At 62.4% G+C, this 14,695-nt stretch carries 11 protein-coding genes and 2 pseudogenes; 3 read left to right on the forward strand and 10 right to left on the reverse strand.

What is annotated here, in order from left to right; genetic code table 11:
* Window positions 1–138: 138 nt before the first annotated feature.
* The 4 genes from ACNFCI_RS16965 to ACNFCI_RS16980 are packed head-to-tail and all read right to left on the reverse strand — an operon-like array spanning window position 139 to window position 6,021.
* The gene (locus tag ACNFCI_RS16965) at window positions 139–3,156 is read right to left on the reverse strand and encodes a sarcosine oxidase subunit alpha (protein ID WP_084856334.1); all 3,018 of its coding nucleotides are present in this window, start codon (window positions 3,154–3,156) and stop codon (window positions 139–141) included.
* A complete protein-coding gene (locus ACNFCI_RS16970) occupies window positions 3,153–3,485 on the reverse strand; it encodes a sarcosine oxidase subunit delta (RefSeq protein ID WP_043211106.1) in 333 nt (110 codons plus the stop codon). Before ACNFCI_RS16970 ends, ACNFCI_RS16965 begins: the two co-directional genes overlap by 4 nt.
* A gap of 16 nt (window positions 3,486–3,501) precedes the next feature.
* Complete coding sequence (locus ACNFCI_RS16975; protein WP_043211104.1) at window positions 3,502–4,752, reverse strand: sarcosine oxidase subunit beta family protein; 1,251 nt, start codon at window positions 4,750–4,752, stop codon at window positions 3,502–3,504.
* Window positions 4,753–4,767: 15 nt separating this feature from the next.
* Window positions 4,768–6,021 carry a serine hydroxymethyltransferase gene (locus tag ACNFCI_RS16980; RefSeq protein WP_224457662.1) on the reverse strand — a complete coding sequence of 418 codons (1,254 nt, stop codon included), beginning with the start codon at window positions 6,019–6,021 and terminating at the stop codon, window positions 4,768–4,770.
* A gap of 382 nt (window positions 6,022–6,403) precedes the next feature.
* Between ACNFCI_RS16980 and ACNFCI_RS16985 the strand changes: the two genes are divergently transcribed.
* On the forward strand, window positions 6,404–6,847 hold the full coding sequence (locus ACNFCI_RS16985; protein ID WP_368829035.1) for a hypothetical protein: 444 nt from the start codon (window positions 6,404–6,406) through the stop codon (window positions 6,845–6,847).
* Between the two features lie 128 nt (window positions 6,848–6,975).
* Here ACNFCI_RS16985 and ACNFCI_RS16990 read toward each other — a convergent pair.
* Window positions 6,976–7,170 (reverse strand): annotated as a pseudogene (locus ACNFCI_RS16990) (integrase core domain-containing protein); the annotation flags it as partial.
* 174 nt (window positions 7,171–7,344) lie between these two features.
* On the opposite strand from ACNFCI_RS16990, the gene ACNFCI_RS16995 reads away from it, so the two are divergent.
* Window positions 7,345–8,385 (forward strand): threonine aldolase family protein, encoded by a 1,041-nt coding sequence (locus tag ACNFCI_RS16995; protein ID WP_084856344.1) that lies wholly within the window; start codon window positions 7,345–7,347, stop codon window positions 8,383–8,385.
* A gap of 112 nt (window positions 8,386–8,497) precedes the next feature.
* Here ACNFCI_RS16995 and ACNFCI_RS17000 read toward each other — a convergent pair whose 3' ends face one another.
* From ACNFCI_RS17000 to gbcB, 5 genes and pseudogenes are all read right to left on the reverse strand, one after another.
* Entirely contained in the window at window positions 8,498–9,235 is a 738-nt protein-coding gene (locus ACNFCI_RS17000; protein ID WP_416768080.1) for a methyl-accepting chemotaxis protein, read from the reverse strand.
* Window positions 9,236–9,361: 126 nt separating this feature from the next.
* Window positions 9,362–10,435: pseudogene (locus ACNFCI_RS17005) on the reverse strand (cache domain-containing protein); the annotation flags it as partial.
* A gap of 122 nt (window positions 10,436–10,557) precedes the next feature.
* A complete protein-coding gene (locus ACNFCI_RS17010; protein ID WP_084856348.1) occupies window positions 10,558–10,860 on the reverse strand; it encodes a cell division protein ZapA in 303 nt (100 codons plus the stop codon).
* On the reverse strand, window positions 10,857–11,087 hold the full coding sequence (locus ACNFCI_RS17015) for a hypothetical protein (protein ID WP_084856350.1): 231 nt from the start codon (window positions 11,085–11,087) through the stop codon (window positions 10,857–10,859). Before ACNFCI_RS17015 ends, ACNFCI_RS17010 begins: the two co-directional genes overlap by 4 nt.
* Window positions 11,088–11,285: 198 nt before the next feature.
* Window positions 11,286–12,389, reverse strand: a complete 1,104-nt coding sequence (gene gbcB / locus ACNFCI_RS17020) for a glycine-betaine demethylase subunit GbcB (RefSeq protein ID WP_368829036.1) — start codon at window positions 12,387–12,389, stop codon at window positions 11,286–11,288.
* A gap of 293 nt (window positions 12,390–12,682) precedes the next feature.
* Between gbcB and gbcA the strand changes: the two genes are divergently transcribed.
* Window positions 12,683–13,975 (forward strand): glycine-betaine demethylase subunit GbcA, encoded by a 1,293-nt coding sequence (gbcA, locus tag ACNFCI_RS17025; RefSeq protein ID WP_084856355.1) that lies wholly within the window; start codon window positions 12,683–12,685, stop codon window positions 13,973–13,975.
* The last annotated feature ends 720 nt before the right edge of the window (window positions 13,976–14,695 follow it).

Here is a 14,695-nt window from a genome sequence, read left to right on the forward strand (position 1 = left end):
ATTGCCTGTGGTGGCCTTGCTGGCCTCATCGCTGGCAAGCCAGCTCCCACAGGGACAGCGTCAGCCTTTAGACCTGCATCGTTCCTGTGGGAGCCGGCTTGCCGGCGATAGGGCCAGCCGGCTCGCCACAGGACGGAGTCAGACGTTCTGCCGCTCACCCTTCGGATCGAAGAACACCGAAGACACGATCTCGGCCTCGATCACGCTGCCGTCAGCCTGTGGCGAGTAGACACGCTCGCCCATGCGCTTGAGGCCGCCCTTGACCACACCCATGGCGAACGAATAGCCCAGGGAGTTGGAGGCATAGCTCGAGGTGACGTGGCCGACCATGTCCATCGGGATCGGCTGGTTCGGGTCGAACACCAGCTGGGCGCCTTCAGGCAGCCACTTGGTCGGGTCGACAGGCTTGAGCCCCACCAGTTGCTTGCGATCTTCACGCAGGCAATCCGAACGGGTCATGCCGCGTGCGCCGATCCAGGAGAACGGCTTGTTACGACCGACACACCAGCCCATGTTGAGGTCGTCCGGGTTCATCGAGCCGTCGGTATCCTGGCCGACGATGATGAAGCCCTTCTCGGCACGCAGCACGTGCATGGTCTCGGTGCCGTACGGGGTCAGGTTGTACTTCTTGCCCGCCTCGACGATCTGTTCCAGCACGCCCATGGCGTAGTTGGCCTGGACGTTGATCTCGTACGACAGCTCACCGGTGAAGGAAATACGGAACACCCGTGCCGGCACACCGCCGACCAGACCTTCCTTCCAGCTCATGAACGGGAAGGCTTCCTTGTCCAGATCGATGTCGGTCAGCTCGGCCAGCAGCTTGCGGCTGTTCGGGCCGGACAGGGTCATGGTGGCCCAGTGGTCGGTCACGGAGGTGAAGTACACCTTCAGGTCCGGCCATTCGGTCTGGTGGTACAGCTCCAGCCACTGCAGTACGCGTGCCGCGCCGCCGGTGGTGGTGGTCATGATGAAGTGGTTGTCGCCGACGCAGGCGGTCACGCCGTCGTCGAAGACCATGCCGTCTTCCTTGCACATCAGGCCGTAACGGGCCTTGCCCACGTCGAGCTTGGTCCAGGCGTTGGTGTACACGCGGTTGAGGAATTCGCGGGCATCCGGGCCCTGGATGTCGATCTTGCCCAGGGTCGAGGCGTCGAGCAGGCCGACGCTGTCGCGCACTGCCTTGCACTCACGCTCCACTGCGGCATGAATGTCTTCACCGGCTTTCGGGAAGTACCAAGGGCGCTTCCATTGGCCGACATCTTCGAACTCGGCGCCGTTCTTCAGGTGCCAGGCGTGCAGCGCGGTGAAGCGCACGGGCTCGAACAGGTGACCACAGTGGCGGCCCGCTACGGCACCGAAGGTGACCGGCGTGTAGTTGGGGCGGAACATGGTGGTACCCATCTGCGGGATGGTGATACCCATCGAACGGGCGGCGATAGCCAGGCCGTTGATGTTGCCCAGCTTGCCCTGGTCGGTACCGAAGCCCAGCGCGGTGTAGCGCTTGACGTGCTCGACCGACTCGAAACCTTCGCGGGTGGCCAGCTCGATGGCCGCTGCGGTGACGTCGTTCTGCTGGTCGACGAACTGCTTCGGCGCACGGGCGGTGCCCTTGTCGTGCGGCACCTGGAACAGGGCCAGGGTCGCTTCTTCCTTGCGTGCAACGACTTTCGGCAGGGTGCCGGTAACGGCCTTGAAGCCCGCTTCGGTCGCTGCCTGGACGCCGCCTTCGAAACCGTCGGCAATTGCGTCACCCAGCGGATATACACCGTTCACGCCACCGACGCAGACGCGTTTTTGCGGAGCGTCGCCCGGCACGAAGCCGAGGATGTCGTCACGCCAGATCGGACGACCGCCCAGGTGCGAGGCCAGGTGAACCACCGGGCTGTAGCCACCGGAGCTGCCGATCAGGTCGCACTCGAGCCATTCGCCTGGGCTGGTGACCTTATGCGCCACGGCATCGATCGCAGCGACGCGGGCGCCGGTCACGTGCTTGGAACCCTTGGCCTCGATCACGGCGCTGGAGGTCAGGATGCGGATGCCCTTGGCACGCGCTTCCTCGACCAGCGAACCGCGTGGGTTGTGGCGCGCATCAGCGATGGCCACCACTTGCAGGCCGGCGTCGTGCCAGTCCAGCGCGGTGCGGTAGGCATGGTCGTTGTTGGTCGACAGCACCAGCTTGCGGCCCGGGGCCACGCCGTAGCGGCGCACGTACACCGAAATGGCGCCGGCGAGCATGTTGCCCGGCACGTCGTTGTTGCCGTACACCAGCGGACGCTCGTGGGTACCGGTGGCCAGCACGACACGCTTGGCACGCACGCGGTGGACGCGATGACGAACCTGACCGATCGGGGCGCGGTCACCTAGGTGGTCGGTCAGGCGCTCATGGATGGTCAGGAAGTTGTGGTCGTGGTAACCGTTGACCGTGGCGCGAGGCAGCAGGGTCACTTCCGGCAGCGACTGCAGCTCGGCGACGACTGCGGCGACCCAGTCGGCGGCGGGTTTGCCGTCGAGGGTTTCGCGGGTATCGAGCAGGCTGCCACCGAACTCTTCCTGTTCGTCGGCGACGATCACGCGGGCGCCGCTACGGCCGGCAGCCAGGGCTGCGGCCAGGCCGGCAGGGCCTGCACCGACGATCAGCACGTCGCAGTGCTGGTTCATGTAGTCGTAGCTGTCCGGGTCGTTCTGCAGCGGTGCTCGACCGAGGCCTGCTGCCTTACGGATGTACTTCTCGTAGGTCATCCAGAACGACTTGGGATACATGAAGGTCTTGTAGTAGAACCCGGGCGGCATCATGCTGCCGCCGACCTTGCCCAGGATGCCCATGACGTCGTTGTTGACGTTCGGCCAGCCGTTGGTGCTGGTGGCGACCAGGCCCGAGTACAAGGCCTGCTGGGTGGCACGCACGTTCGGCACCTGGGTGGCTTCGCTCGAACCCAGCTGCAGGATGGCGTTCGGCTCTTCCGGGCCGGCCGCGATGATGCCGCGTGGGCGCGAGTACTTGAAGCTGCGGCCGACGATATCGACGCCGTTGGCCAACAGCGCAGCGGCCAGGCTGTCACCGGCATAGCCCTGGTAGGTTTTGCCGTTGAAGGTGAAGTTCAGGACCTTGCTGCGGTCGATGCGACCGCCGCTGGCGAGGCGATAGACCTGGCTCATACTTTTTCTCCCTGGCCTTTGACGGCCGACTGCGCGGGGTTCAGCTTGTTCGCGGTGACCTGCGGCTTCTCGCCGATCTTGTAGGTTTCCAGGATCTCGTAGGTCTCGGTGTTACGCGTGACGTTGAAATACTGGCGGCAGCCGGCGACGTGGTCCCACAGTTCGTGGTGGATACCGCGCAGGTTGTCGCGGAAGAACATGTAGGTACCCCATTCCTCGTCGGTGCAGGCGCTAGGGTCCAGCGGGCGGGCGATATGAGCCTGGCCGGAGGAGTGGAACTCTTCTTCGGAGCGCAGCTCGCCGCAGTGGGGACAGAAAATATGCAACATGACGAATTGTCTCCGATTAGTGGGCGACGGCCGCAGCGCCGTGTTCGTCGATCAGCGCGCCGGTGTAGAAGCGATCGATCGAGAAAGGCTTGGCCAGCGGGTGCATCTCGCCTTTGGCGAGGCTCGCGGCGAAGACGTTGCCCGAACCCGGGGTCGCCTTGAAGCCGCCGGTACCCCAGCCGCAGTTGAAGAACAGGTTTTTGACAGGGGTCTTGGAGATGATCGGGCATGCGTCCGGGCAGGTATCGACGATGCCGCCCCACTGACGGTTCATGCGAACGCGCGAGAGGATCGGGAACATCTCGACGATCGCCTGCATGGTGTGCTCGATGATCGGGTAAGAACCACGCTGGCCGTAGCCGACCCAACCGTCGATACCGGCGCCGATGACCAGGTCGCCTTTGTCGGACTGGCTGATATAGCCATGCACGGCGTTGGACATGATCACGCTGTCGATGATCGGCTTGATCGGCTCCGATACCAGGGCCTGCAGCGGGTGCGATTCCAGCGGCAGGCGGAAGCCGGCCAGCTTGGCCATGTGGCCGGAGTTACCGGCGGTGACCACGCCGACGCGCTTGGCGCCGATGAAGCCCTTGTTGGTTTCCACGCCGATCACTGCGCCGTTTTCCTTGCGGAAGCCGATCACTTCGGTCTGCTGGATCAGGTCCACGCCGAGGGCGTCGGCAGCACGTGCATAGCCCCAGGCCACGGCATCGTGACGGGCCACGCCGCCACGGCGCTGGACGGTCGCGCCGAGGATCGGGTAGCGGGTGTTCTTCGAGCAATCCAGATACGGGATCTCGGCAGCCACCTGCTCGGTGTTCAGCAGTTCGCCGTCCACGCCGTTGAGGCGGTTGGCGTTGACGCGGCGCTCAGAATCACGGATGTCCTGCAGGGTGTGGCACAGGTTGTAGACGCCGCGCTGGGAGAACATCACGTTGTAGTTGATGTCCTGGGACAGGCCTTCCCACAGCTTCATGGCGTGTTCGTACAGTTTGGCCGACTCGTCCCACAGGTAGTTGGAACGCACGATGGTGGTGTTACGGGCGGTGTTGCCGCCGCCCAGGTAACCCTTCTCGATCACCGCGACGTTGGTGATGCCGTGCTCCTTGGCCAGGTAGTAGGCCGTGGCCAGGCCATGGCCGCCACCGCCGACGATGACCACGTCGTACACCTTCTTCGGCGTCGGCGTGCGCCACATGCGCTGCCAGTTCTCGTGGTGGCTGAGGGAGTGTTTGAAAAGGCCGAAGCCTGAATAGCGTTGCATGGTTGGTTACTCCACTCAGCGGTAGACCGGGAAATCGGCGCACAGGGCGGCGACGTTCTTGGCAACGTCGGCTTCGACGTCGGCGTCACCCAGGTTGTCCAGCACATCGCAGATCCAGCCGGCCAGGGCCACGCACTGGGCTTCCTTGAAGCCACGGGTGGTGACGGCCGGGGTGCCGATGCGCAGGCCCGAGGTGACGAACGGCGACTGCGGGTCGTTGGGCACGGCGTTCTTGTTGACGGTGATATGGGCGCGGCCCAGGGCGGCGTCGGCGTCTTTGCCGGTCAGGCCCTGGCGAATCAGGCTGACCAGGAACAGGTGGTTGTCGGTACCGCCCGACACGACATCATAGCCGCGATCGATGAACACCTTGGCCATGGCCTGGGCGTTGTCGATGACCTGCTTCTGGTAGGCCTTGAACTCAGGCTCCAGCGCCTCCTTGAAGCACACGGCCTTGGCAGCGATGACGTGCATCAGCGGACCGCCCTGGGCGCCCGGGAACACGGCAGCGTTGAGCTTCTTCTCGATCTCTTCGTTGGACTTGGCCAGGATCAGGCCGCCACGCGGACCGCGCAGGGTCTTGTGGGTGGTGGTGGTGACCACGTCGGCGAACGGGATCGGGTTCGGGTACAGGCCAGCGGCAACCAGGCCAGCCACGTGGGCCATGTCGACGAACAGCAGCGCGCCCACTTTGTCGGCGATGGCGCGGAAGCGTGGGAAGTCCAGGGTCTTGGAGTAGGCCGAGAAGCCGGCGACGATCATCTTCGGCTTGTGCTCGACGGCCAGGCGCTCGACTTCGTCGTAGTCGATCAGGCCGGTGTTGGTGTCGATGCCGTACTGAACAGCGTTGTACAGCTTGCCCGAGGACGACACCTTGGCACCGTGGGTCAGGTGGCCGCCGTGAGCCAGGCTCATGCCCAGGATGGTGTCGCCCGGCTGCAGCAGGGCCAGGTAGACGGCGCTGTTGGCCGAAGAGCCGGAGTGTGGCTGGACGTTGGCATAGTCGGCGCCGAACAGCTGCTTGGCGCGCTCGATGGCCAGGGCCTCGACCTTGTCGACGTGCTCGCAGCCACCGTAGTAGCGCTTGCCCGGGTAGCCTTCGGCGTACTTGTTGGTCAGGCCGCTGCCCTGGGCCTGCATGACGCGCTTGCTGGTGTAGTTCTCCGAGGCGATCAGCTCGATGTGATCTTCCTGGCGCTTCTCTTCGGCATTCATCGCCGCCAGCAGTGCGTCGTCGTAACCCTGGATCTGGTCTTGCTTGCTGAACATCGTTTGTCTCCTGGCAGCGGCCATTTCTTGTCTTCGAGGCACTGTGGCCCTTTGTGGCGATGGTATGGCCGGCACGGTCGACTCAGATGCCTGCGCACGCCTTGCAATGGCGCGTTTACGACATTCGATCATGGAGCGTTCCGAAACCGACTGGTGGGAACGCCCGCACCGCTCACGCGCCGCTTATCCGACAGGCATATAGAAGGCGACGCAATAAGGAAAAGCCAATGCCCGTCCGCTTCTGCACGAAAGTTCCCCCTTACTTCTAATAGTTGTTACCTGGCACCCTGATATTCATCATGAATTCGCCTTTACGAAGTTGCGTGACCAGCCCGACCAATACGACAACTTTCATTCGTAATCAGAAAACACGAGCGAATACATGACTATTAAAATCACTATCGACAAACGATCCATGCCTGCGAACGAAGCGGCCGTACGCGCCCTGCTCTGCCTGCAGCCTGGCGATCAACTGAGCGCCGCCACCGAAAGCGATTATTTCTCCGGTGATGTAACTGCCGTGACCGCAAGCATCCAAGGCACGGATGCCGAATGGATCGTCAACGGCCAGATGGAGCGAACCGCACCACGCTCACTGAAGGAGAAACCCTCTAACTCCCTCAGCTCCGTGACGCTTAAGATGGATGGCAGACCCGTATACCTGACTGACAAGGACCGAGCGGAAGTCGCCATGCGGACGGCGAGAGACGACAGGTTCCTCTATGAAGGCACGCCCTACCGAGTCACCGCACGCCGTGTCGATGCCTCCCTGTTCGATGACGGCCTCGCCGTCTTCGAATGGACTCTGGAAATGACGCGCATCTGAACACTAAAGTCATCAAATAAAGAGTGTTGAACATGCCAAATTCCGATATGAAAACCCTTGCCACCCTGAATACCAATTCTGTCTAGTCCTGAAATAGGTTTACACCTGTTCAGGTAGGCCGACAGGCCTCAAAACGCCCGATGCACCGCATCGGGCGTTTTGTTTTTCAGAGCCATGTGAGGCCGCCCCGTGTTGTAGATCTGCACCGCCTCATCAACCATCTTTCTCGCCTGCTCCAGATTTTCTGGATTGCTCAGCAACAGCTCTGTTTTGAGGATTCCGTTGATCCGTTCGGCCAGCGCGTTCTGATAGCAGTCATATCCTACGATCGAAATTACCCAGCCTCTGACGGCCTGACGATTTCCCATTGGGACGCCTGCCCGCCAGGCGTCCCGCAGGCCTGATACCCATCAGGCCTGCAAGCCTCCATGGCTGCATAGGCAACGCCCAAGAGGATGGTTTAGAGTGCTGTTCTGCGTCGTTCACAGGACAGAGCCATGACAGACAACAGCCAACAATTCGCCAGCGACAACTATTCCGGCATCTGCCCCGAAGCCTGGGCCGCAATGGAAAAAGCCAACCTGGGCCATGAACGCGCCTACGGCGACGACCAGTGGACCGAGCGCGCCGCCGAATACTTCCGAGAGCTGTTCGAAACCGATTGCGAGGTGTTCTTCGCCTTCAACGGCACCGCCGCCAACTCCCTGGCCCTGGCCTCCCTGTGCCAGAGCTACCACAGCGTCATCTGTTCCGAGACCGCCCACGTCGAGACCGACGAATGCGGCGCGCCAGAGTTCTTCTCCAATGGCTCCAAATTGCTCACCGCACGAAGCGTGGACGGCAAGCTGACGCCCGAATCGATCCGCGAAGTGGCGCTCAAGCGCCAGGACATCCACTATCCCAAGCCGCGCGTGGTGACCATCACCCAAGCCACCGAAGTGGGCACGGTGTACACCTCCGACGAGCTCAAGGCGATCAGCGCCACCTGCAAGGAGCTGGGCCTGAACTTGCACATGGACGGCGCACGCTTCTCCAATGCCTGCGCTTCCCTGGGCTGCACGCCAGCGGAGCTGACCTGGAAGGCGGGCGTGGACGTGCTGTGTTTCGGCGGCACCAAGAACGGCATGGCGGTGGGCGAAGCGATCCTGTTCTTCAACCGCGCCCTGGCCGAAGACTTCGACTACCGCTGCAAGCAGGCGGGCCAGCTGGCGTCGAAGATGCGTTTCCTGTCCGCACCCTGGGTCGGGCTGCTCGAAGATGGCGCCTGGCTGCGCTATGGCCGCCATGCCAACCACTGCGCACAGCTGCTGGCCTCGCTGGTCAGCGACCTGCCGGGGGTGGAACTGATGTTCCCGGTGCAGGCCAACGGCGTGTTCCTGCAAATGCCGGAAGCCGCACTGGAGGCACTGCGGGCCAAGGGCTGGCGCTTCTATACCTTCATCGGCAGCGGTGGCGCACGGTTCATGTGCTCGTGGGATACCCAGGAAGCGCGAGTACGCGAGCTGGCGGCGGACATCCGCGCCATCGTCGGCGCCTGACCAAGCGCATCGCGGGGCAAGCCCGCTCCCACAAGGCCCTGCAAATCTCGACATCGAGGTCTGCTCGGAACCTGTGGGAGCGGGCTTGTCCTGCGATGAAGCCAGCGCCCATCTAAAGCTTGAACCCGCCCATCTGCCGCGCCAGGTCATCAGCCAACCCCCGCAACGCCTGGCACTGCTCGCGACACACCTGCACCTCGGCTGCCGTCTCCCGGGCCAGGTCGGAAATCCCCTGTACCGTCCGGTTGATCTCCTCGGTCACCGCCGACTGCTCCTCGGTCGCCGTCGCCACCTGATGGTTCATGTCGCTGATGTGCTCCACCTGGTCGGTGATCGCCCCCAACGAAGCACCAGTGCGCTGACTGGATTCCACGCCGCTGCCCGTCGCCTGCTGCCCGGCCTGCATCGACGCCACCGCACTGCCGGCCCCCTGCTTGAGGCGCTGGATCATCTGCTGCACCTCGTCGGTAGATACTTGGGTGCGCCGCGCCAGGGTACGCACCTCATCGGCCACCACGGCGAAACCGCGCCCCATCTCACCGGCCCGGGCCGCCTCGATGGCCGCGTTGAGCGCCAGCAGGTTGGTCTGCTCGGAAATGCTGCGGATCACTGCCAGTACCTCGTCGATGGAGGCGACCTCGTCGGCCAACTGGCCCACCGCCTGGGCCGCGCGCCCGATCTCGCCAGACATGCCCTCGATGTTGTGGATAGAGCGATGCACCACCTCGCGCGCCTGCAGCGCCTCGTCGCGTGCCGACTGCGATGCCTGGGCAGCATTGCCGGCGTTGTGGGCGATGTCCTGTACGGTCAGCCCCATTTCATGCACGGCAGTGGCGACCATTTCGGTCATTTCCTGCTGCCGGCCGGAGCGGTCAGCGGTGTTGTCCACCACCTGCGTCACCTGCTCCACCGAACGGTGCAGGCGTTCAGTGGTGCGCAGCACCTCGCCTATCAACGCACGCTGGCTGTCGAGGAAGCGATTGAAACCACGCGCCAGGTCACCGAGCTCGTCTTCGCGCGTGTCGTCCAGGCGGTGGCTCAAGTCACCCGCCCCGCTTCCGATCTGCACCAGCGCCGAGGTCACCTGGCGGATCGGCCGCACCAACCCACGCGCCAACAGCACCACGAGCAACAACGAAACCAGCGCCACCGCACCACCGATCAGGCTGGTCAACCACACGGCCTCGTGCATCTGTGCGTAGATTTCTGCTTCCGGCACCTCAGCCACCAAGGTCCAGTTCAGGTCACGCAGGGGCAGCCCCAACGCCAGGTAGTCCTCGCCGTCGCGGTTGAAGCGCACGCTGCGCAGCCCTTCACCGCCACCTAGTACGGCCTGGCTCGCTGCATCGCCGAACTGCTCGACCAGCTGTCGCTTGCCGCTGAATTCAGCTTGCGGATGAACCTGGATCAAGCCGTCATTGCGCACCAGCAATACCCGCCCGCGCTCGCCGAAGCTGAAGTTGTGGATGAGCTCGGAGAGCTCGGTCATGCGCAGGCCCATGCCGGCGATGCCCACCAGTTGGCCGTCCTTTTCCACGCGATAGTCGATGAACAGGGCAAGCTCGCCGGTGGAGCCGTCGATGTCGATGTTGATCAGCCGCTCGGCGCCGCTGTCGATATAGCCGTAGAACCACTGATCCTTGGGGTTATCGCGGCTGAGGGTCCGGTCCAGGCCTTTCTCGTTGTAGTAGTGGTTGGTCGCGGTAGCCGCGAACAATGCGGTGAACGCCTGGTTGCGCTGGCGGGCAGCTTCGAGGTACTCGATGAAGCGCGGCGCCTGGGCGGGGTCTTCGCCGGCTGCCAGCCAGTCCCGCAGCAGCGTGTTGCCGGCGATATCCGCCGCCGCTACCAGGGGCTGGCCGAGCATGCGCTCGATGTCGTTGCGGATGGCCTCGATACTGGCCGGCAACGCGGTGTCGACCAGGTAGCGTTCGGTCAAGCGGTTGACCGCCGCGGTGTAGACCGCGACCACCACGAGAATACTCGCCAGCAGGGCTGCGCCCATGCTCGCGATCAATTGCCATTGGATACTTCGCCGCCAGATACGCATGCCCTGCTCCCCGTTAATTATTGTTTTGGGGAGAGTGTATACACTTACGTATCCAGTTATTCCAGTGATCCAGGACAATGCCCCACCCCTGAATGGGGGCGGGGCAGCGGCGAGCCAGGGCTTTACTGTTCGGCGATGGTCCGCACGATGGCATCGACCGTGGCGTCGATTTGCGCCTGGGTGCGCTCGAGGGTCTGCTGGTGCTCGCGTTGCAGTTCGATCTGCCTGGAACACAGGTTCAGGGCTGCCAGCACCAGCAGCTTGTCACCGATCAGGGTCGGGTATTGACGCTTGGTTTCGGCCAGGGAGGCGTTGAGCATCCGCACGGCCTGCGCCAGGGTTTCTTCCTGGCCTTGGGGCGCCTTGATCGAATAGTCGTTGCCGAGGATCGACACGACATTGATCGGCTGCGCTTGCAGTCTCATGCGTTGACGACACCGGCGCTTGCGCGCTCAACCAGGGCCTGGATACGCGCGGCGGTGGCGCCGTGCTTCTCTTCCTGTTCCATCAGCGACAACTGCAGGGTCTCGTTCTCTTCCTTGGCCTGGGCCAGTTCCTGGCCGAGGGCGGTGTTCTGCTCGGTGAGTTCAGCGTTCTTCTGCATCAGGTCGTTGACCAGCTGCTCGAGTTGATTCAGGGAAGCTTCCAACATGCGTCTATCTCGGGGTTGTTGCAAAGGGCGCACACGATAAAGAAAAGCGCACGGCCTCGCCATTAAATATGGAAAAACAATGACTTGGCCTAGATTGACAGGCGTGCTGGAGGGTTGTTCCGACCTGGGTCAACCTTCTGTCTGAAAGCGCGCCCAAAAACAAAGGGGCCGCTAAGCGGCCCCTTGAGGTGTCCGGGATCAGTAATCGATCCGCACATCCCCTTTCGGCACACTGCAGCACGACAGGATGTACCCTTCGGCCTCGTCGTCCTCGGTAATGCCGCCGTTGTGCTCCATTTCCACTTCGCCACCGAGCTTGAGCACCTTGCAGGTACCGCAGATGCCCATGCCGCAAGCCTTCGGAATCATCAGGCCGACCTTGGCAGCAGCGGCATGCACGGTCTCGCCTGGGGCGATGCGAATGCTCTTCTCGCTGCCGACGAACTCCACCAGGTGGAGGTCGGCGGCGTCGAGTTCCTCGGCGGCCTCGGCAGCCTGCTCGGCGTGCTCCACGGCGTCGGCCTTGGCTTCCGGCGGGGTCGCGCCGAACGACTCCTCATGATAGTTGCGCATGTCGAAGCCCACCGCTTCGAGCATGCGCTTGACCGCGTTCATGTAGGGGGTCGGGCCGCAGCAGAACACCACCCGCTCCATGTAGTCAGGCGCGATCAGTTCCATCAGGCGCTGGTTCAGGTAGCCGCGGTAGCCCGACCAAGGCTCGCCCAGGCCGTGCTTCTCGCAAATGATGTGCAGGCTGAAATTGGGGATCCGCGAGGCCATCTGGTCCAGTTCGCGGTGGTAGATGATGTCCTTCGGCGAGCGGGCGCTGTGGACGAAGACCATGTCGACGTTGCCGTTGGTGTCATAGAACCAGCGAGCCATGGACATTACCGGGGTGATCCCGACACCACCGGAGAGGTACAGCACCTTTGGCGCAGGGAAGTCGATGGCGTTGAACAACCCCACCGGCCCGTGCACCGCCAGCTCGAAGCCTTCGTGCATGTTTTCGTGCAGCCAGTTGGAAACCTGCCCGCCCGGCACGCGCTTGACGGTGATGGAGAAGCTGTAGGGTACCGAGGGCGAGCTGGAGATGGTGTAGGAGCGCATCACCTGCTTGCCATCGATCTCAAGCTCCAGGGTGACGAACTGCCCAGGCTTGAAGAAGAACATGATCGGCTGGTCGGCCATGAAGCAGAAGGTGCGCACGTCCCAGGTCTCCTGGATGACCTTGACGCAGCGCACGATGTGGCGGCCATTGGCCCAGGTCTGGGTAGTGACCGGATTGAGGAAGGTATCGGACATGTTCATCTCCAGCGGCCGACTACCGGCCTTGATGGCTCCGATAATGCGCAAGCCGGCGACGAAGTACATTCCCATCAGCGACATCGGCGTGCTTATCGCGACCAGCCCCGCACTACAAGGGCTGGCGCGTCGGAATTCGAATCGGCCATGTCGCCCATGGATATGGTTCGTGACGCCTTCGAACGCACACTCCACGGCAAAAGAACCCGCTGTTTTTAGCAAGCAGCCTTGCGGCAAACCACAACAACGATTAGCCACTTTCGCCGGCCGCATTCGGCCCTGAGGACCAAACGATGGACGTCACCGCAACCCTGAGCCTGGGCGATCCACTGGAAGCTGCACGCAAGGCAACCGCCGAGATGCTGCAGACCCGCGAGCGCACCTACTCGCTGCCCCAGCCTTTCTACACCGACGAGCGTCTGTTCCAGATCGACATGCAGGAGATCTTCCACAAGGAATGGTTGATCGCCGGCATGACCTGCGAGATCCCGACCAAGGGCAACTTCCTGACCCTGCAGATCGGCAAGAACCCGATCATCGTGATCCGCGGCGCCGAAGGCCAGGTCCATGCCTTCCACAACGTCTGCCGTCACCGCGGCTCGCGCCTGTGCACCAGCGAAAAAGGCAAGGTCGCCAAACTGGTTTGCCCGTACCACCAGTGGACCTATGAGATCGATGGCCGCCTGCTGTTCGCCGGCACCGAGATGGGCGACGATTTCGACATGAAGAAGTACGGCCTCAAGCCGGTCAACGTGAAGACCGCGGGCGGCTACATCTTCATCAGCCTGGCGGAGAACCCGCCTGCCATCGACGAGTTCCTGGCCACCCTGGACCACTACATGGAACCGTACGACATGGAGAACACCAAGGTGGCGGTGCAAACCACCTTGATGGAAAAGGCCAACTGGAAGCTGGTGCTGGAAAACAACCGTGAGTGCTACCACTGCAACGGGTCGCACCCTGAGTTGCTCAAGACCCTGCTGGAGTGGGACGACACCAACGACCCACGTGCCGACCAGGCGTTCAAGGACCACGTAGCCGCTTCCGCCGCCGCCTGGGAAGCCGAAGGCATCCCGCATGAGCACAAGAGCCATGGCCTGCGTAACCGTATCGTGCGCATGCCACTGCTCAAGGGCACCGTGTCCATGACCATGGACGGCAAGCAGGCGTGCAAGAAGCTGATGGGCCGTATCAAGAATCCGGACCTGGGCTCGATGCGCATCCTGCACCTGCCGCATGCGTGGAACCACTGCATGGGCGACCATATGATCGTCTTCACCGTGTGGCCGATCAGCGCCCAGGAATCGATGGTCACCACCAAGTGGCTGGTGCACAAGGATGCAGTCGAAGGTGTCGACTACGACCCTGAGAACATGCGCAAGGTCTGGGATGCCACCAACGACCAGGACCGTCGCCTGGCCGAAGAGAACCAGCGCGGCATCAACTCCACCGCCTACCAGCCTGGCCCATACTCCAAGACTTACGAGTTCGGCGTGGTCAACTTCATCGACTGGTACAGCCAGCGCCTGCTCAACAATCTGGGCGCAGAGCCGGCACCGTACCTGAAGGAAGTGAAAGCGCAGTAAGGCGCTCCCTCCCAAAAAAAGAGCAGCCCAGGGCTGCTCTTTTTTTGTCCAGGCCTCTGTAGGAGCGGGCTTGCCCCGCGATTGGCCGCAACAGCCGCTTGATCATTTCTTGATCAACGCCACCCAGCCCTATCCCTCCGGGGCTTGCAACCACAAGCCAACATTTTATCCACAGCCTGGCACACACTATTTGTGGAAAGCTATTGGGGTAGACGAGCCTGACGATTTGATCGTTATTTGATCAATCCACTGTATCCCTTTGATTTCGTGGCCTGCAGCGACTACCGAACATCTTGTCCACAGAGCCGCCAACAGACTTTGTGGGCAAGGTTGGGGTCATTGACACATGCGCTGTGGATAGACCCCCTTAATGCCCTGGTACGCGCCGGTTCAAGAGGATTTGATCAATTATCGAACAAACGGCTGGAGCCCATTGACTATGCGGGCTGCGCCATTGGCCAAACAGATTATCCACAGAGCCGCCAACAGCGATTGTGGGAAACGTTCAGGGGTGAGGGGATAAGTGAAGCGTAGAGCCTGCTCAATTATTGATCAAAGCGCTGGAGGCTAGGAGCAGCGCGACCTACAGCGAAGCGTGAACATTTTATCAACAGGGTGACGAACAGATTCGGTGTGTAAAAGATCGAGGCCGCTGCGCGCCCCTTCGCGGCACAAGGCCGCTCCTACAGGGATCGCATAACCTCTGTAGGAGCGGCCTTG

The sequence above is a fragment of the Pseudomonas sp. NY15356 genome (assembly GCF_048068175.1).
Classification (GTDB): domain Bacteria; phylum Pseudomonadota; class Gammaproteobacteria; order Pseudomonadales; family Pseudomonadaceae; genus Aquipseudomonas; species Aquipseudomonas putida_K.